Annotated in this window: 12 protein-coding genes; 6 read left to right on the plus strand and 6 right to left on the minus strand. The window is 72.7% G+C overall.

What is annotated here, in order from left to right:
* The first annotated feature begins 129 nt into the window (after positions 1-129).
* The 3 genes from ACSUPV_RS01990 to ACSUPV_RS02000 all read left to right on the plus strand — a co-directional run bounded on the left by ACSUPV_RS01990 (position 130) and on the right by ACSUPV_RS02000 (position 3,690).
* Positions 130-1,713: a purine-cytosine permease family protein gene (locus ACSUPV_RS01990; protein WP_436946787.1), complete on the plus strand. Its 1,584-nt coding sequence runs from the start codon at positions 130-132 to the stop codon at positions 1,711-1,713.
* Complete coding sequence (locus ACSUPV_RS01995; protein WP_037764154.1) at positions 1,710-2,405, plus strand: alpha/beta fold hydrolase; 696 nt, start codon at positions 1,710-1,712, stop codon at positions 2,403-2,405. Before ACSUPV_RS01990 ends, ACSUPV_RS01995 begins: the two co-directional genes overlap by 4 nt.
* 88 nt (positions 2,406-2,493) lie before the next feature.
* On the plus strand, positions 2,494-3,690 hold the full coding sequence (locus tag ACSUPV_RS02000) for a lactate 2-monooxygenase (protein ID WP_436946788.1): 1,197 nt from the start codon (positions 2,494-2,496) through the stop codon (positions 3,688-3,690).
* Positions 3,691-3,724: 34 nt separating this feature from the next.
* On the opposite strand, the gene ACSUPV_RS02005 is transcribed toward ACSUPV_RS02000, so the two are convergent.
* The 3 genes from ACSUPV_RS02005 to ACSUPV_RS02015 all read right to left on the minus strand — a co-directional run bounded on the left by ACSUPV_RS02005 (position 3,725) and on the right by ACSUPV_RS02015 (position 6,457).
* Positions 3,725-5,362 carry an RICIN domain-containing protein gene (locus ACSUPV_RS02005; protein WP_031117796.1) on the minus strand — a complete coding sequence of 546 codons (1,638 nt, stop codon included), beginning with the start codon at positions 5,360-5,362 and terminating at the stop codon, positions 3,725-3,727.
* Between the two features lie 468 nt (positions 5,363-5,830).
* Positions 5,831-6,208, minus strand: a complete 378-nt coding sequence (locus ACSUPV_RS02010; protein ID WP_031117795.1) for a hypothetical protein — start codon at positions 6,206-6,208, stop codon at positions 5,831-5,833.
* 3 nt (positions 6,209-6,211) lie between these two features.
* Positions 6,212-6,457: a hypothetical protein gene (locus ACSUPV_RS02015; RefSeq protein ID WP_031117794.1), complete on the minus strand. Its 246-nt coding sequence runs from the start codon at positions 6,455-6,457 to the stop codon at positions 6,212-6,214.
* Between the two features lie 186 nt (positions 6,458-6,643).
* On the opposite strand from ACSUPV_RS02015, the gene ACSUPV_RS02020 reads away from it, so the two are divergent.
* Both ACSUPV_RS02020 and qcrB read left to right on the plus strand, forming a co-directional pair.
* A complete protein-coding gene (locus tag ACSUPV_RS02020; protein ID WP_436946789.1) occupies positions 6,644-7,576 on the plus strand; it encodes a sigma-70 family RNA polymerase sigma factor in 933 nt (310 codons plus the stop codon).
* Complete coding sequence (gene qcrB, locus ACSUPV_RS02025; protein WP_436946790.1) at positions 7,573-9,090, plus strand: cytochrome bc1 complex cytochrome b subunit; 1,518 nt, start codon at positions 7,573-7,575, stop codon at positions 9,088-9,090. The genes ACSUPV_RS02020 and qcrB overlap by 4 nt, the downstream gene beginning before the upstream one ends.
* On the opposite strand, the gene ACSUPV_RS02030 is transcribed toward qcrB, so the two are convergent.
* The 3 genes from ACSUPV_RS02030 to ACSUPV_RS02040 form a co-directional block, all read right to left on the minus strand.
* Positions 9,050-9,841 (minus strand): alpha/beta fold hydrolase, encoded by a 792-nt coding sequence (locus tag ACSUPV_RS02030; protein ID WP_031117790.1) that lies wholly within the window; start codon positions 9,839-9,841, stop codon positions 9,050-9,052. The two genes, qcrB and ACSUPV_RS02030, sit on opposite strands and share 41 nt — an antisense overlap.
* A gap of 91 nt (positions 9,842-9,932) precedes the next feature.
* Positions 9,933-12,176: a glycoside hydrolase family 9 protein gene (locus ACSUPV_RS02035; protein WP_436946791.1), complete on the minus strand. Its 2,244-nt coding sequence runs from the start codon at positions 12,174-12,176 to the stop codon at positions 9,933-9,935.
* Between the two features lie 155 nt (positions 12,177-12,331).
* On the minus strand, positions 12,332-15,427 hold the full coding sequence (locus ACSUPV_RS02040) for a glycoside hydrolase family 2 TIM barrel-domain containing protein (RefSeq protein WP_436946792.1): 3,096 nt from the start codon (positions 15,425-15,427) through the stop codon (positions 12,332-12,334).
* A gap of 255 nt (positions 15,428-15,682) precedes the next feature.
* On the opposite strand from ACSUPV_RS02040, the gene ACSUPV_RS02045 reads away from it, so the two are divergent.
* Complete coding sequence (locus ACSUPV_RS02045; protein ID WP_359790532.1) at positions 15,683-18,067, plus strand: SpoIIE family protein phosphatase; 2,385 nt, start codon at positions 15,683-15,685, stop codon at positions 18,065-18,067.
* Positions 18,068-18,088: the final 21 nt, after the last annotated feature.

The following is an 18,088-nucleotide window of genomic DNA, read 5'->3' on the forward strand; positions in this document are numbered from 1 at the left end:
CTACGGTCGGCACACCCCCAGAGGACGGCTTCCGCACGCCGCCGCACACCCCGGCGCCGGCGTAGCGGCCGTCCGCCCCGCCGCCGCGTCACCCCGCGCTCCACCGACCCCGTCCCCGCTGGAGCCCCCTTGTCCTCGCCGGCCGCCCACCCCTCCCCCGCCGCGTCCGCCCCGTCCCTGACGGAGGTCGAGTCCCACGGCGTGGACCGCATCCCCGACGCCGAGCGCACCGCGACCCCCTTCGATCTGTTCCGGCTGGCCTTCGGCGGCGCCAACACCTTCTCCACCTGCGTCCTCGGCGCCTTCCCGATCCTGTTCGGGCTCTCCTACTGGCAGGGCCTCGCGGCCACGCTCCTGGGAGTCGTCGCGGGCGCGCTGATCCTGTGCCCCATGGCGGTGTTCGGCCCGGTCAACGGCACCAACAACGCGGTGTCGTCGTCCGCGCACCTGGGCGTGCACGGCCGCGTGGTCGGTTCGTTCCTGTCCCTGCTGACGGCGGTGGCGTTCTTCTCCCTCTCCGTGTGGAGCTCCGGGGACGCCCTGGTCGGCGGTGCCCACCGGCTCTTCGGCCTGGGCCGCGGCGACCTGTCGTACGCCGTCGCGTACGCGCTGTTCGCGGTGCTGGTCCTCGCCGTGTGCGTGTACGGCTTCCGGTTCATGCTGTTCGTCAACAAGATCGCGGTGACCTCGGCGAGCGCGCTGTTCCTGCTCGGCGCCCTGGCCTTCGCGGACGACTTCGACCCGTCGTACGCGGGTGTCTTCACCGACGCGGCGGACCCGGCCACGGCGGCCCTGTTCTGGCCGTCGTTCATCGGAGCGGCACTGATCGTGCTGTCGAACCCGGTGTCGTTCGGGGCGTTCCTCGGCGACTGGTCGCGCTACATCCCGGCGAGCACCCCGCGCCGGAAGGTGGTCGGGGCCGCGTTCCTGTCCCAGCTCGCGACGCTGCTGCCGTTCCTGTTCGGTCTGACGACGGCGAGCATCATCGCGGACGAGGCCCCGGAGTACGTCGATCCGGCGGCCCCCGACTTCGTGGGCGGCCTGCTCGCGATCTCGCCGGGCTGGTTCTTCCTACCGGTGTGCCTGCTCGCGCTGATCGGCGGCATGGCGACGGGCACGACCGCGCTCTACGGGACCGGGCTCGACTTCTCCTCGGTGTTCCCGCGTCTGTCCCGCGTCCAGGCCACGCTGCTGATCGGGGCGTTGTCGATCGCGTTCATCTTCGCCGGCCGGTTCGGGCTCGACCTGGTGCGGTCCATCTCGACCTTCGCCACCGTGATCATCACGTGCACCACGCCCTGGATGGTCGTGATGATGCTGGGCTACTGGACGCGGCGCGGCTGGTACGACCCCGAGGCGCTGCAGGTCTTCAACCGCCGTCAGCGCGGCGGCCGTTACTGGTTCGCGCACGGCTGGAACTGGCGCGGCATGACCGCCTGGTGGGTCGCGGCGCTGCTCGGCGTGCTCTTCACCAACATCCCCGGCCAGTTCGTCGGCCCGCTCGGCGACCTCGCGCACGGCGTCGACATCGGTCTGCCGGTGTCACTGACCGCGGCGGCGGCGCTGTTCCTGACGCTGCTGCGGCTGTTCCCCGAACCCCGGGCCGTGTACGGGCCCGAGGGGCCGCGACTGGCGCGCACCGTGGAGGTGCCGGTGCCGCCGATCACCGGGCCGGGGGCGTTGTCGGTGCCGTCGGCTACCTTGCGGGCATGACCGACTTCGTACTGGTGGCAGGTGCCTGGCTCGGGGCGTGGGCGTGGGACGAGGTGGCCGCCGAGCTGCGCGGCGCCGGGCACGACGTGCATGCGCTGACGCTGTCGGGCCTCGCCGAGAAGCGGGCCGCGCAGCCGTCCGGGCCGCAGGCGCACGTCCGGGACATCGTCGAGGAGGTGGAGCGCCTCGGCCTGCGCGATGTCGTCCTGGTCGGGCACAGCTACGCGGGCATCCCGGTCGGGCAGGCCGCCGAGCGCATCCGTGACCGGCTGCGGCGCGTGGTGTTCGTCGACGCGAACGTGCCGGTGGACGGGGAGTCTTTCCTCTCTGGCTGGCCGAGCGCGGGGGTACGGCGGTCGATCGCCGAGCACAACGGGTTCTGGCCGCCGCTCACCCCGGAGGAGTACGCGGGCCAGGGGCTGACGGACGGGCAGATCGCCCGGATCGTCGGCTCGACCCCGCACCCGGGTGCCACGCTCACCGAACCGGCCGTGCTGGAGCGCCCTTTGGACGACCTCCCGGTGACGTACGTGAAGTGCCTCCTCGACGGGGACGAGCCGATGCCGGCGGTGGCCGCACTCCTCAAGAGCGACCGGTGGGAGCTGGTGGAGATGGCCACGGGCCACTGGCCGATGTTCTCCCAGCCGCGTGAACTGGCCCGTGTCCTGCAGGCGTCGGTCGCGGGCCTCTGACCCGCGGTCCGTGCCGACGGCCGGTCACCGGCCCGCTCGCCGTATCGTCGGGTCGACGCAGGCTCGACGACGAGAGGCGGACAGGCCGATGGCACAGCAACACTGGGCCGACTACCAGTACGAGATCTACCTCAACGGCATGGCGGGGGTCGTCCCACGGCTGCCCACGGATCTGACCCGCCTGGAGGAACTCACCGAGCGGCGGCTCGGCGCCGGTCCGGTCGGCTATGTGGCGGGCAGCGCGGGGAACGGCAGCACGGCCCGCGCCAACCGGGCGGCGCTGGAGCGCCGCCGGATCGTGCCGCGCATGCTGAGAGACGTGCACGAGCGGGATCTGTCCGTGGAGGTCCTCGGCCGTCCGTTGCCCGCCCCGCTGGCCCTGGCCCCCGTCGGCGTGCTGTCGATCATGCATCCGGACGCGGAGCCCGCGGCGGCCCGGGCCGCGGCGGCGCAGGGAGTGCCGTTCACCCTGTCCTCCGTGTCGAGCACGCCGATGGAGCGGATCGCCGAGGTGATGGGCGAGGCCGAACGCTGGTTCCAGCTGTACTGGCCCAAGGACCCGGAGGTGGCCCGCAGCTTTCTGAACCGGGCCCGGGCCGCCGGATTCAGCGTGCTCGTGGTCACGCTGGACACGCCCCTGCTCGCGTGGCGGCCACGTGACCTCGACCAGGCGTACCTGCCGTTCCTGAACGGGGTGGGCATGGCCAACTACTTCACGGACCCGGCCTTCAAGGCGGGCCTGTCGAAGCCGGTGGAGGAGGACCTGACCGCGGCGGTGCGGCACTTCATCGGGCTTCAGGGCGATCCCGGCAAGACCTGGCCGGACCTGGCGTTCCTGCGGGAGAACTGGGACGGCCCGGTCGTCCTCAAGGGCGTGCTGCACCCGGACGACGCCCGGTTGGCCGCGGAGGCGGGCATGGACGGCGTGGTCGTCTCCAACCACGGCGGACGGCAGGTGGCCGGCTCCGTGGCGGCGGCCGACGCGCTCCCCCGCGTGGCGGAGGCCGTCGGGGACCGGCTCACCGTGCTCTTCGACAGCGGCGTCCGCACCGGCGACGACATCTTCAAGGCGCTCGCCCTGGGCGCCCGGGCCGTCCTCGTCGGCCGCCCGTACGTCTACGGACTCGGCCTCGACGGGCAGTCGGGGGTCGAGCACGTCATCCGCTGCCTGCTCGCCGAACTCGACCTCACCCTCGCCCTGTCCGGCCATGCCGTCCCGGGCACGGTCGGTCCGGCCGACCTCGTCGAGGACCCGGTCCTATCCGGGGGGCTGCGCGGCGCGTGACCGCGCAGCCCCGCTCAGGCCGCAGGGACCGTGCTCACGCCGTCCGGCCGTGGGGCAGGGTCACCTGCCGGGCCTTCTGGTCCTCCTGCTCCTCGATCGACAGGGAGCCCGCCGTCGTCGGCACGGGCTCCGGCTGCCAGCGCTGCGCGTCGGAGCGGTCGCGGACCTTGACGACGATGTCGGCGTCCGGGTCGTCGTGCGTGGCGGCGAGGGCGAGCCGCTCGTCCCAGCGGGGCAGCAACTCGCCCTGCACGGTGAGGTCGTAGCGCACGTCGTCGCCCCGCTCGGCATCCTCGTCGGCGCAGGTGCCGAGGACCACGACGCCCGCGTCCTTGTGCGAGTCCAGGCACAGCCCGGGATCGGCGACACTGCGCAGCAGCCCGTCGTCCTCGTACGTCCACTGCTGGGTCCACACCGTCGAGCACTCCGCCAGCTTCGTCGCCGAGCCCTCCTTCGGCAGATCGCGGATGTCCAGGCACAGGTCGGCGCCGGCGTTGCGCAGCCGCGTCACGCCCGGTGCCGTGGGCAGCCCCGCCGTGCCGGGCGGGGACACGGACCCGGTGCCGTCGGAACCGGCGGCGCTGTTGGAGCCGGCCGGGTCGGCCTGGCCGCCGTCGTACGACGAGGCGCTGATGATGAGCACGGTGGCCAGCACCCCGGCCGACACCGCACCGACGCCGGAGAGCAGCGCCCGCGGGGACCGCAGCGCGTCCGGGACCCGGCGCGGGGGCATGGGGATCCTGGACAGCAGGCGGTGCCGCCCGTCCCCCCGGGTTCCGCCGCCGCGCCGCCCGCCGCCGCGTCGGCCTGCGCGACCGCCCCGCGTGCCGTGCGAGGACCGGCCCGGACGCGAGTCGAGGTACCGGCGGGCGCCCCAGCCGAGCACCGCCTCGGCGATCAACGGGCCCAGCGGCCCCTCGAAATGGCTCAGCTGTTCGGCAGCGTTACGGCAGTAGCGGCACTCCGCCAGGTGCTCCTGGACGTCCGGCAGCAGGGTGCCGCCCCGGCGGATCGGGACGTCGAGCAGGCGGTTGTAGAAGCGGCAATCCTGGGTCGGCGCGAGTTCCCTATGGGCATGTACACAACCCTCGCGAAATGTGTCCCGTGCCTGTTCCAGGGCGGCCGACGCGATGTCGGTGTCCATGCCCAGCAGACCGGCCGGGACGCTTAAAGGATCGGCCTCGACCTCGACATGCCACAGCAAACAGCGCGCGGCCGCGGGAAGTGCCTGGAATGCCCGCTCCGCGAGGGCGCGATTTTCCGGCGTGATGGACGTCGCCGCGCGCAGCCCTCGCCCTCCGGCCGGTTTCTGCAAGGCGGGCAGGACGGCCGATATGCGATCGTCGCCGGACCACTCCCGGATCGTGTCGCGCACGGTCACCAGAAGGGCCGGGCGCAGCGCGACGGCCGACTCGCCGAAGGCGAGGCGGTTGAGGGTCCGGTGGAAGGCGGTCCCGGTCACCATCGCGGCGACCTTGGCCGACGAGGCGAGACAGATGACCGCGTAGTCATGCACCGGCTGCCAGTGCCGCGCCATCAGCAGCGCGACGGAATGGGCGGCGACCTCGCCCTCCGGGCTGCCTCTGAGCGGGGCGGCGAGGCTTTCGTCGGATTCCCCTGGATCCCCGCCGGGCGGGGGATACGGGGGACGAGGGGGGTGGGGGGTGGGCACTGAGATGGTTCCTTCCCACGCGCATGTGACACACAGAAGTCCTGACGCCGAAAAAGGAGCCCGGTTGGTGCGTACCTTTTTGGCGCGGCGCGGGAGGGGCGAATTCGCCTGCGGCGAATCGGACCCGGTCAACAAATCACGTGCGACACTCGGCCATTCCCCCCGCACGCGTGTTTCACTCTTGCACAACCCCCACACGACCAACAAGGCGCGCGGGCAACATCCCCGCCCTTGACAGAAAGTCAGAAACGGGAACGCGCGCACGCCGCTCGCACCGGTTTTCGACATTTCCATGCGCCCCGTGTGAATCGGGCACCCGCAACGGGTGCGCCGCACACGCTCCCGGCGCACGCTCCGGCGCAGTCCACTGGGTATCGGCCCTTCTCGGAGGCCCGCGCGGGACGGCGGCTCTCCCGCGCCCCAGGGCCGCCGGCCCCGTCCCTCCGCCCTCGGCCGGCGGCCCTCCGTTCAGATCTGCCAGGAGCGCAGCCGGTCCGCCGCGCCGTAGACGTCTGTCGTACCGGACATCAGATCGCGGGCGAGGTCGACCAGGGCGCCGTAGGGCGGGTCGATGCCGACGCCGCTGACGAACATGTACGCCACGGCGGTCGAGCAGGCGAAGCGGGCGTTGGCCGAGGGCAGCGGCCGGAGCACGGCGAGGGTGTGCAGCAGCGCGGCCGCCCGCCAGGCCGGGTCGGAGTTCACCCCGAGGCGCGGCGGGTCGACCCGGTGCCGGGCCACAGCGGCGACCAGCGCGGAGAAGTCGTTGATCGTCGGCTGGTCCGGCAGGACCTCTTCGTGGCGCTGGAGCAGCCAGGGCACGTCGATATGGAGGACGGGTGCCATCGGTCAGGCGACCCGCCCCTCACTCTTGGCGGACGGTTCGTCGTCGGGGAAGGCGGCGGCGAACTCGTCGGCGTGGGTCGCGAAGAACCGGCGGAAGGCCTCCGCGCCCTCCTGCAGGGCCCGGTGGCGGGCTATGTCGGCCGCGGCCGCCTCGCGCACGAGCGCCTTCATGGACGTACCGCGCTCCTTGGCGATCTGCCGCAGGTCCTCAAGTTCGCGATCGCTGAACTCGACGTTGAGAGCTGGCATGCGTTCACGGTACCGCTCGGGTACTGACTCGTAAATACCCCCAGGTCACCGCAGGGATCGGACGGTACCTACAGGCCGTCCGGCACGGCCTGTCGCTGAGATGTGGGTCACATCCGGCGGTGCGATGTCACATTCCGGGTCCCTCAGGGCCTCGCAGTGGTGAGCGCGTCTCTGGGAGGACCCCGCATGACCGAGATCCCCGTACCCGGCACCGACGCCCCGCTCGACGAGGCGACCGGGGTGTTCGTCGACCATCGCGAGCTGCTGTTCGGCGTCGTCTACACCATGCTCGGCAGTGTCGCCGACACCGAGGACGTCCTGCAGGAGACGTGGCTGTCCTGGACGGCCCGCGGCGGCGGCGCCCCGCTGGCCGGGATCGACAACCCGCGCGCCTATCTCGTCCGGGTGGCGGTCAACCACGCGCTGCGGCGCCGCGCGGTGATCAGCCGCCGGCAGGAGACGTACGTGGGGGCGTGGCTGCCCGAGCCGCTGGTCGCCGAGGAGGACGCCGACACCGCCGACGGGCCGGCCCTGCGGAGCGAATCGGTGTCGCTGGCGATGCTGGTGGTCCTGGAGTCGCTGACTCCCCTGGAGCGGGCCGTGTTCGTGCTGGGCGAGGTGTTCGGTTACCCGCACGCCGAGATCGCCGACATCATCGACCGCTCCCCCGCCGCCGTACGGCAGTTGGCGCGCCGGGCCCGGGAGCACGTGCACGCGCGGCGGCCGCGGTACGAGGCGCATCCGCGGGTGCGGCGGGAGGCCACCGAGCGGTTCGTGCGGGCCGCGATGGGCGGCGACATCACCGCGCTGATGGAGATCCTCGCGCCGGACGTCACGGCGTGGACGGACGCCGGCGGCAAGCGCCGGCCGGCGAACCTGCGCCCGGTGCACGGCCGGGACAAGGTGACGCGCCTGCTCACGTCCGGCCGGGGCGGTCCGGACCACCCCGTCTGGCGCTACCGGCGCGTCAACGGCGACGACGCGGCGGTGCTGTTCGACGGCGACGCGCCCTTCGCCGTCCTGGTCCTGGACCTGACGCCGGAGGGCGACCGGGTGCGCGGCATCTACGTCGTGGCCAACCCGGACAAGCTCGCCCACGTGCCCAAGGAGGCGGTGTGAGCGCCGGACGCGGCGAGCGCCTGGCCGACTGGTTCGACGACCGGCTCGGCACCCACACGCTCGGCCGGAAGTACCTGCGCAAGGTGTTCCCGGACCACTGGTCCTTCCTGCTCGGCGAGATCTGCCTGTACAGCTTCGTGGTGCTGGTGCTCACCGGCGTGTACCTGACGCTGTTCTTCCACCCGTCGATGAACGAGGTGGTGTACGACGGGAGTTACCCGCCGCTGAACGGCGTGCGCATGTCCGAGGCGTACGCGTCCACGCTGGACATCAGCTTCGACGTGCGCGGCGGGCTGCTGATCCGGCAGCTGCACCACTGGGCGGCGCTGGTCTTCGTCGCCGCCATGCTGACGCACATGATGCGGCACTTCTTCACGGGCTCGTTCCGCAAGCCCCGGGAGGTCAACTGGCTGTTCGGCTGGCTGCTGCTGTTCCTCGGCCTGTTCGAGGGGCTGTTCGGCTACTCGCTCCCCGACGACCTGCTGTCGGGCACGGGCCTGAGGTTCGTGCACGGGGCGCTGCTGTCGGTGCCGATCGTGGGGACGTACCTGGCGATGTTCGTGTTCGGCGGGGAGTTCCCCGGCGACGACATCGTGGCCCGCTTCTACGCGCTGCACGTGCTGCTGGTCCCCGGGATCATGGCGGCGCTGATCGTGGTCCACGTGCTGCTCGTCGTGTACCACAAGCACACCCAGTTCGCGGGGCCCGGGCGCACCGAAAACAACGTCGTGGGGGCGCCCTTCATGCCGGTGTACCTGGCGAAGGCGGGCGGCTTCTTCTTCCTGGTGTTCGGGGTGCTGGCACTGATGGCGGCGGTGGCGACGATCAACCCGGTCTGGTCGTACGGCCCCTACCGCGCCGACCAGGTGTCGACGGGCGCCCAGCCCGACTGGTACCTGGGCTTCGCCGAGGGACTGGTGCGGATCATGCCCGGCTGGGAGATCACGCTGTGGGGGCACACGCTGGTGCTGGGGGTGCTGATACCGGTGGTGGTCTTCCCGCTGCTGCTGGTCTTCATCGGCGTGTACCCGTTCCTGGAGGCCCGGTTCACGCGGGACCGGCAGGAGCACCATCTGCTGGACCGGCCGCGCGACCGCCCGGTCCGCACGGCGATCGGGGCGGCCTGGATCAGCCTCTACCTGGTGCTGCTGGCGGGCGGCGGCAACGACATCGTGGCGACCCGCCTCCATCTGTCGATCAACACGGTGACGTGGGCGGTGCGGATCGGGATGTTCGTCGTCCCGGCGGCCGTCTTCGTCGTCACCCGGCGCGTCTGCCTGGGGTTGCGGGAGCGCGACCGGGAGCTGGTGGCGCACGGCCGCCCCACCGGCGTGATCCGGCGGCTGCCGCACGGCGAGTACGTGGAGGTGCACGAGCCGCTGGACCCGGCCCGGCTGCACACCCTGACCGCCCATGAGCGGCCGGGCGAACCCGTCGGGCACGGGCCGTCGCGGCGGGCCGTGGCCGGGCCGGTCAGGACCGGGCGCGACAGAACTCACGGACCGTCCGGTTGAAGGCGTCCGGGGCCTCCACGTTGCTGAGGTGCCCGATGCCGGGGAGCACGACCAGCGTGGCCTCCGGGATCGCTTCGAGGAACCGGCGGGCGACGGGCTCCACCGGGGAACGCGCGTCCAGCTCTCCCCAAAGCAGGAGGGTGGGCACCTCGATCGCGGGCAGCAGGTCACGCTGGTCGGTCCCGGCCATGATGGTGAGTTCGGTCCGGATGGTCCGGGCGCGGGCGTCGGCCGACATCACGGACAGCAGCCGCACGGCGTCGGCGGGCGGCTCGGCGGCGAACAGGCCCGGCAGGGTCGGCGCGAACTCCTCGGCCGGGACCGCGAGCATCCGCTCCGCCCCCTCGACCCGCTGCCGCACCTCCGCCGGGGGCAGTGAGCCCTTCCAGCCGGCGTAGGTGTCGACGAGGAGGAGCGTGCGGACGAGCTCGGGGTGGTTGCGGTAGAGCTCCAGGACGACGGTCCCGCCCCAGGACAGGCCCAGGACGTGGGCCGGGCCGAGGCCGACGTCCTCGATGACCGACGCGAGGCAGCGGGCGTAGTCGGCCAGGGTGAAGGAGGGCGGGACGTCGGAGGAGCGGCCGGCGCCCGGTTCGTCCCAGGCGATCACGGTGAACTCGTCGGCCAGCTCCGCGAGCTGCGGACGGAACAGGCGGGCGTCCGTCGTCGCGGCGTGCGCGAGCACGAGGGGCGGGCCCCGGCCCGCCCGGTCGTACGCGACCTCGATGCCGTCGACCCGCACCGCTGGCATGACACCAGGCTACGCGCGGGTGCCGGGGGCGTCCTGTCGGCGGACTCCCCCGGCACGCGGCGGGGCCGTACCGGCCCCTGGTGGGTCGCCCCTAGCCCTGGTCCGCCACGAAGGAGGCCATGCGGGTCAGGGCGGCGTTCCAGTTGATCGTGTGCTCGTTGGTCGACCAGGACTGGATGTCGTCGATGTAGCAGAACTGGCCGACGCAGCCCTGGAGTTTGCTCTGTGCGTAGGGGTCCTGGATGCTCGAGTTCGGCCCGCCGGCGAGGGTGCCCTTCGGCGGGTTCGGCTGGTTCGGGTCGAGCTGGCGGGCGTACCAGCGGCTGTGCTGGTTCTGCGCGCTGACCTCGCCGTAGCCGGTGACGTAGGAGATGTTCAGCGCGTTGCGGCCCAGGATGTAGTCCATGCTCTGCAGCGCGCCGTCCCGGTACTTGGCGGCGCCGGTGATGTCGTAGGCGGTGGCGAGGACGACGGCGTTGTTGAGGATCTGGTGGCTGGAGCCCCAGTCGTACGTGTGGGCGTCGGGGGCGTACGGCATGCCGTAGGGGTGTGCCTTCAGGGTGGCCAGGTAGCGGTCGGCGCCCTGGACGACGGACCGGCGCACCTTGTCCCGGCCGGGCAGCTTGTTCGGCACCGTGGCGAGGTCGAGGCGGCCCGCCGCACCGGTGCGGGCCCAGTCGAAGCCGATGGGCTTGAAGAGGTCGGCCGTGTGGACCGGTGACTTCAGGACGTGGTCCTCGTACCGCTTCTCGCCCGTGGAGAGGTACAGCTCGGCCGCCGCCCAGTAGAAGTCGTCGCTGACGTCGGTGTCGGCGTAGGCGCCGCCGCCGATGCCGTCGCTCTCGGAGGCGTGGCGGTCGGGGTGGGCGAGCGCCGCCGAGAAGGCCTTGCGCGCGGCGGCCAGTGCCTTGGCGGCGAACGCCTTGTCGTAGGGACGGTACAGGCGGGCCGCCTGCGCGGCCGAGGCGGCCAGGTTCAGGGTCGCGGCCGTGGACGGCGGGTGCAGCTCACGCTTCTGCGGGTCGTCGTGGGGCATCAACGGCAGCCCGGTCCACTGTTCGTCGTGCATCTTGTGGTGGGCCATCCCGGCCAGCGGCTTGCCGTCGGGCACCTGCATCTTCAGCAGGAACTCCAGCTCCCAGCGGGCCTCGTCGAGGAGGTCCGGCACCTTGTTGCCGCTCTCGGGGATGGCGAGGGTGCCGTCGCCGAGCTTGCCGGCGTCGCCGGTGCGGGCGTGCAGGGCGCGTTCGTAGGTGCTCAGCACCTCCCAGACGGAGATGCCTCCGTTGACGACGTACTTGCCGTGGTCGCCGGCGTCGTACCAGCCGCCGCTGACGTCGAGCGAGTAGTCGCAGACGCCGGGCTGGCAGGGCACGTTCGTGTCGCCCTGGTTGGGTGCCACGCCGACGTGACCGGCCGGGCGGCCGTAGCCGGGCCGCAGGTCGTCGCGTATCGCGATGCCGCTGCGCTGGGTGTAGTAGTACTTCGCCGAGTCCAGCCGGAGCCGCTCGTAGACGCTCGCGTCGATGTCGAAGGGGCGGCTGGTCTCGCCGTCGGCGGTGAGCGTGAAGCCGGTGCCCTTCGTGCGGTACGCGCCGAAGTCGATCGAGTGGACGTTCTGGCCGGAGGAGGCGTCGACACCGCGCGGCACGGTCGTGCCCCGGGCGACGACCGTCCCGCCGGAGTTCTTCAGCTGCCAGGGCAGCTTCGCCGTGGCGTCGGTGACCAGGGTGGCGTTCTTCGGCCCGGCGGGCAGGTAGGCGACCTGGTTGACCCGGACCCGGGGCCCGGTGTCCGGCTCGTACGGCTCCGGGGTCACCCCGCCCAGCAGCGACACGTCGTCCAGGCAGAAGCGCCAGGGGTCCGCGCTGCCGCCGAGCTGGAAGCCGACCTGGCCCTGGGCGGTGTCGACGGGCGAGGTGAAGGTGTAGGAGTAGGTGTCGCCGGAGACGCTGAGCTGCGGTGTCACCTCGTGGTAGGTGTCGTACGGCGACACCGACAGGCCGACGATCGCGCGCACCACGTGCCCGGCGGGGGTCCCGGCCGCGCTGAAGGAGAAGCGGTACGACTCCCCCTTCACGAGGGTGATGTCGTTCTGGCCGACGGCGGCGTCCCAGCGGTTGGTGGTGCCGCCGGGCACGTCGGCGCAGAGCCGGCCGTCGGACAGGCCGGCGGTGACGTTGCTGGTCGTCCACCAGGGGTCGGTGGTGGAGTCGAAGGTGCCGTTCCTGACCTGCTCGACCTCCTCGGCCCCGGCCGGTGCGGAGGGCAGCGCGGTGAGCGCGGTCGCCAGCAGGGCTGTCAGGGACAACAGGGCGGTTCTGCGTCGTTTCACGCCTGGGCTCCTCTGGGGAGGTGCGGGTGGCGCTCGCGATGGGAGCGCTCCCAGATGCGGACGCAGGCCATCGTTGTGGCAGATGTGACACCCCGTCAACGGTCCGGACCGGACTGGTTGTTCACCGCCCGTCCGGACCGTTGCGTCCCGGGTGGTCAGGCGGCCGGGGTCTCCAGCCGGCTGATGCGGATCGCGCCCCGGGCCTCGTCGGGGTGGCGGCTCGTCAGGGTGAGCCGGATGCGGGAGCCGCGCAGGGGGGCGAAGGTGACCACGGTCGGGGCGCCGGAGGCGGTGGCCCAGTCGATCGCGGTGTCCCGGGCGGCCCGCCACGCACGGCCGTCCCACACGGCCACCTCGATCGAGGCGGGCAGGCTGTGCGTGGCGTCCACGGTGAAGGAGACGTCCACCCGGTCGAAGCCGCGGGTACGCCCGTGGTCGACCGAGACCCAGTCCTCGGCGCGGGCCCCGTCGAAGGCGGGCAGCAGGGCCGTGGCCTGTTTGAAGAAGCCGTTGGACCAGCCGGTGGCCGGGTCGCCGTCGAGCATGGCGGCGGGCAGGGTGTCCGGACGGCCCGAGTAACTGGCGTCGGCGTGCGGATGATTCACGGGTGCCGGGTGCTCGGGCCTGAACACCGGCGGCTCGGTCTCGGCCCGGTCGCGGGCCGGTGTGGCGCGTACGGACGCCGTGCCGGCGCGCAGGCCGTCGGCCCGGGCCGTCACCGTCAGGCGGCCCGTCCGGGTGCCGGAGCGGACGATGGCGAGGGCCTTGCCGTGGAAGGCGGTGCGGGTGCTCGCCTGGTAGCGCTCGGCGCTCTCCTGGCGGCCGTTGTCGAGTCCGGCGAGGGAGCCGTTCGCCACGTCGAAGGAGATCAAGTGCTCGGCGTCGGGCACCACGGTGCCCCGCCGGTCGACGACCTCGGCGGTCACGAAGACCAGGGAGCGGCCGTCGGCGGCGAGCGACGTGCGGTCCGGGGTCAGGCGTATCGCGTGCGGGGCGCCGGCGGTCCGCAGCACGTCGGTGGCGACCACCCGGCCGTCCTGCCGCGCGACGGCCTTCAGTTCGCCCGGCTCGTAGGGCACCCTCCAGGTCAGGTGGAGCTTGCCGGCGCTGCCGTTGGGGCTGGTGTAGCTGCCCGGGTAGGGGCCGTCGGTGAAGGTCTTGTCGTCCCCGGTCGCCTCGGTGGTCTCCAGGTAGGCGCGGCCGTCGACGGTCTTCTTGGTGTCGAACCGCCGGACGCCCAGGGACTTTCCGTTCAGGTACAGCTCGACGGTGTCCACGTTGGCGTAGGCCCACACCTCGACGGTGTCGCCCTCGGCGTGGTTCCAGGTCATCGGCAGCAGATGGACCATCGGCTCCTCGGTCCACTGGCTCCGGAACAGGTGGTACATGTCCTTCGGGAAGCCCGCGGTGTCGACCGCGCCGAAGAAGGACGCCTTGACCGGGAAGACGTCGTACGGGGTGGGCTCGCCGAGGTAGTCGATGCCCGACCAGAGGAACTGCCCGGCGAACCACTTGCGGTCCCGGTCCTTCTTGTGGCCGTACTCGCCGCTCATGGTCCAGGAGGCGAGGTTGTTGTCGTAGGAGGAGGTCGAGCGCCTGCCGGGCGTGTGGTTCTCGCCGGTGTTGAGGTGCTCGGGCTCCTGGTAGGCGCCACGGGTGGAGGTCTCGGAGGAGGACTCGGACTCGAAGAGGAACAGGTGCGGGTAGGCCGCGTGCAGCTGGTCCACCGACTTGGCGGTGTTGTAGTTCAGCCCGAGGCCGTCCAGCTTGGCGAGCATCAGGTCGGCGGCGGAGCCCTTGGCGGGCATGCGGCGGTACTTGTCGGAGCCGATGACCAGCGGTCGGGTGTCGTCGGCCGCCCTGATCGCGGCGATGATCCGGTCGGCCATGGCGAGACCCGCGGTGGAAGTGGAGTCGGGGACCTCGTTGCCGATGGACCACATCAGCACGGCGGGCGAGTTGCGGGCCGCGAGCACCATCTCGGTGGCGTCCTTCTCGCCCCACTCGTCGAAGAACCGGCCGTAGTCGTAGCGGTTCTTGCCGGTGCGCCAGCAGTCGAACGCCTCCACCAGCATGATGACGCCCAGCTCCTCGCAGACCTGGATCACCTCGGGGGCGGGCGGGTTGTGGGCGGTGCGCAGGGCGTTGACGCCCATGGACCGCATGATCTCCAGCTGGCGGCGGACCGCGTCGATGTGCACGGCGGCGCCGAGCGCGCCCAGGTCGTGGTGGAGGTCGACGCCCTTGATCTTGTGGTGGCCGCCGTTGAGGAAGAAGCCCTCGTCGGGGTCGAAGCGGAAGGTGCGGATCCCGAAGACCGTGCGGTAGGTGTCGGTGGTCCGGCCGCCGGCGCGCAGTTCGGTGTGCAGGGTGTAGCGGTGCGGGGCGTCGATGTCCCACAGCAGCGGGCGCGGGACGGTGAGCTCGTGCGTCTCGGTGTGCTCGCCGGTGACGGCGGCCGTGGAGGAGGCGCGGGCGACCGTGCGGCCCTTGGGGTCGACGATCCGGGAGACGACCTCGACGTCCGCGCCGGTGCCCGAGGCGTCGACGACCGAGGTGGCGACGCGTACGACGGCCCGCTCGCGGGAGACCTCGGGCGTGGTGACGCGGGTGCCCCAGCGGGCCACGTGCACCGGCTCGGTGATCACCAGGCGGGCCTCGCGGTAGATGCCGCTGCCCGAGTACCAGCGGCTGCTGGGGAGCCGGTTCTGGACCTTGACCGCGAGCACGTTCTCGGTGGTGCCGTCGGTGTGCACCAGGCCCGTGAGGTCGAGGGCGAAGCCGGTGTAGCCGTAGGGGTGGCGGCCGACCTCCTCGCCGTTGCAGTGGACGACGCAGTCCATGTAGACGCCGTCGAACTCCACCGAGATCCGCCGGCCGGCGAGGGCGGGCGGCAGGGTGAAGGCGAGGCGGTACCAGCCGAGGCCGCCGGGGAGGAAGCCGGTGCCGCTGGTGGTGCCGTGCTCGGTGGTGGGGGCCTGCTCGATGCTCCAGTCGTGCGGGACGGCGACCTCGCGCCACCCGGAGTCGTCGTACCCGGGCAGGGCGGCGTCGGCGTACGCGCCGGTCGGGTCGGTGATGCCACCCGGGTCGACCAGCGCGAAGCGCCAGCCGTCGCGCAGGGCGACGGTGCGGCGGCCGGACGCGCCGCGCGCCTGCTCGGCGGCCCACGCCTCCGGCGGGCCCAGCAGCGCTCCGGCCGCGGGGGCGGCGGCGGAGGCCAGCAGGACCGATCTGCGCGTGACCGACATGGCGGTTCTCCCTCATGAGGACTCAGAAGCAATCACAACCGACCGCGAACAAACAGATTCTGTCGATGTGTCACACGGGGCCGTCAAGAGTGCGGAAGCCGTCTTCTGCCCCGGAGGTCACATCGGCCGGATGTCCCCCTCGACCTCGCGCGCCGGGCGGCCGGGGGTTACCCGTCCACGCCGGGCGACCACGGACTAGGCTGGAACTCAAGTGACCTCCCTGTTTACTGTGAGTGTCCGTATGGAGTGGCGACGATGAGCCCGGACGAGCCGTTCGACGACACCGTGGCCGCCCGTGCCGTCATCGCCGCGGACGGCACGCTCACCGAGTGGAGCGAGGGCGCCCGCCGCCTGCTGGGTCACACGGCCCCCGAGGTCGTGGGCCGCCCGGCCGCCGAGCTGCTGGCCGACGGCGCGGACGCCCCGCCCGTGCCCCGGGACTCCCGCTGGAGCGGCACCCTCGCGCTGCGGCACCGCGACGGCCACACGGTGCCCGTGTGGGTGCTCGCCCACCGCCGACCGCCGGACGGCCCGGAGACGACCGACTGGCTCGCCGTGTCCCCGCCGCGGGCGCCCGACCGGGAGCTGCCGGAGGACCCCCTGGTGCGGGCGGCCCTCACGCAGTCGCCCTGCGCCACGATGATCTTCGACGACCGGCTCCGGCTGCGCGGCGTCAACGACGCCATGGCGGACCTCGTCGGGCTGCCGGCCGACCGCCTGCGGGGCCTGCGGCCCACCGACATCGGCAGTCGGCCGCAGAACGCGGAGCTGGAGGAGTATCTGCGCCGGGTGCTGAGCACGGGCCGGCGGCAGGAGATGCAGACGTACATGAAGGCCAGCGGCGAGAGCCGGGGCGCGCACGCCTGGCTGGCCCGGATCGCCCCGCTCACCGACGACGCGGGGCGGGTGCGGGGCGTGTGCGTGACCGCCCACGACTTCAGCGACCAGTACCGGTCCCGGGAGCGGCTGCAACTGGTCAACGAGGCGAGCGTGCGCATCGGCACCACCCTCGACGTCACCCGCACGGCGCAGGAGCTGGCGGATGTGTGCGTCCCGGCGCTCGCCGACTTCGTCAGCGTGGACCTGCTCGACCCGCGGGAGCACGGCGGCGAGTCCGCGGGCCCGCCCACGCCGCCCGTGAGCCTGCGCCGGGCAGCCCACCGGTCGGTCAACCCCGGCAGCCCCGAGGCCGTCGCCAAGCCGGGCCAGGTGGACGTCTACCCGGAGCCCTCCCCGCAGGCCGCCTCGCTGGTCGCGGGCCACACGGTGGTGGCCTCGGGCTCGTCCGCCGAGCTGGAGCGGTGGCTCGCCTGGGACCCGGTCCGCTTCCGGCGGGTCCAGGAGTACGGCGTCCACTCGACGATGTCCGTCCCGCTCCAGGCCAGGGGCACGACCCTCGGGGTCGCCGTCTTCACCCGCTTCCGGCGCCCGGAGCCCTTCACGGACGACGACGTGCTGCTGGCCGAGGAGGTCACGGCACGGGCCGCCGTCTGCATCGACAACGCGCGCCGCTACTCCCGCGAGCGCGAGACGACCCTCACGCTGCAGCGCAGCCTGCTGCCGCGGGTGCTGCCGCGCACCGCGGCCGTGGAGGCGGCCTCCCGCTATCTGCCCGCGACCCGCTCCGGCGTGGGCGGCGACTGGTTCGACGTGATCCCGCTGTCCGGGATGCGGGTCGCCATGGTCGTCGGGGACGTCGTCGGACACGGCATCCAGGCCTCGGCCACCATGGGCCGGCTGCGCACCGCCGTCCGCACCCTCGCCGACATCGACCTCGCCCCCGACGAGCTGCTCACCCACCTCGACGACCTGGTCGTGCGGCTGTCCCAGGAGTCCGGCAGCGACGCCGGCACCGGAGAGGTGGGCGCGACCTGCCTGTACGCGGTGTACGACCCGGTGTCGCGGCGCTGCACCCTGGCCCGCGCCGGGCACCCGCCGCCCCTGGTGGTCCCGCCCGGCGGCCCGGCCCGGCAGCTCGACCTGCCCTCGGGACCCCCGCTGGGGGTCGGGGGGCTGCCGTTCGAGTCCGCCGATGTGGAGCTGCGGGAGGGCAGTGTCCTGTCGTTCCACACGGACGGGCTGCTCGCCCACCGTGAGCGGGACGTCGAGGCGAGCCACCGCATGCTCCGCGAGGCCCTGTCGGTTCCCGCCGACTCCCTGGACGAGACCTGCGACCGCGTGCTGCACGCCCTGCTCCCGCCGGGCGGCTCCGCCGACGACGTCGCCCTGCTGCTGGCCCGCACCCGGGGCCTGCCGTCCTCCCAGGTGGCGACCTGGGACATCCCCGCCGACCCGGCGCTGGTGGCCCCCATCCGCAAGCAGGTCGTCGACCAGCTCGAACGCTGGGAGCTGCTGGAGGCCACCTTCACGGCCGAGCTGGTGGTGAGCGAGCTGGTCACCAACGCCATCCGCTACGGCGCCCCGCCCATCCGGCTCCGGCTGATCCACGACGCGTCCACGCTCATCTGCGAGGTGTCCGACACCAACCACACGGCGCCGCACCTGCGCCGGGCCAAGACCTGGGACGAGGGCGGCCGGGGCCTGCTCCTGGTCGCCCAGCTGACCCAGCGCTGGGGCAGCAGGCACACGGCCGAGGGCAAGACGATCTGGGCCGAGCTGGCGCTGCTCGACGAGGTGTGAGACCGGGTCGTTCCCGCGCGG

The sequence above is a fragment of the Streptomyces sp. SudanB52_2052 genome (assembly GCF_964272415.1).
GTDB classification, from domain to species: domain Bacteria; phylum Actinomycetota; class Actinomycetes; order Streptomycetales; family Streptomycetaceae; genus Streptomyces; species Streptomyces olindensis.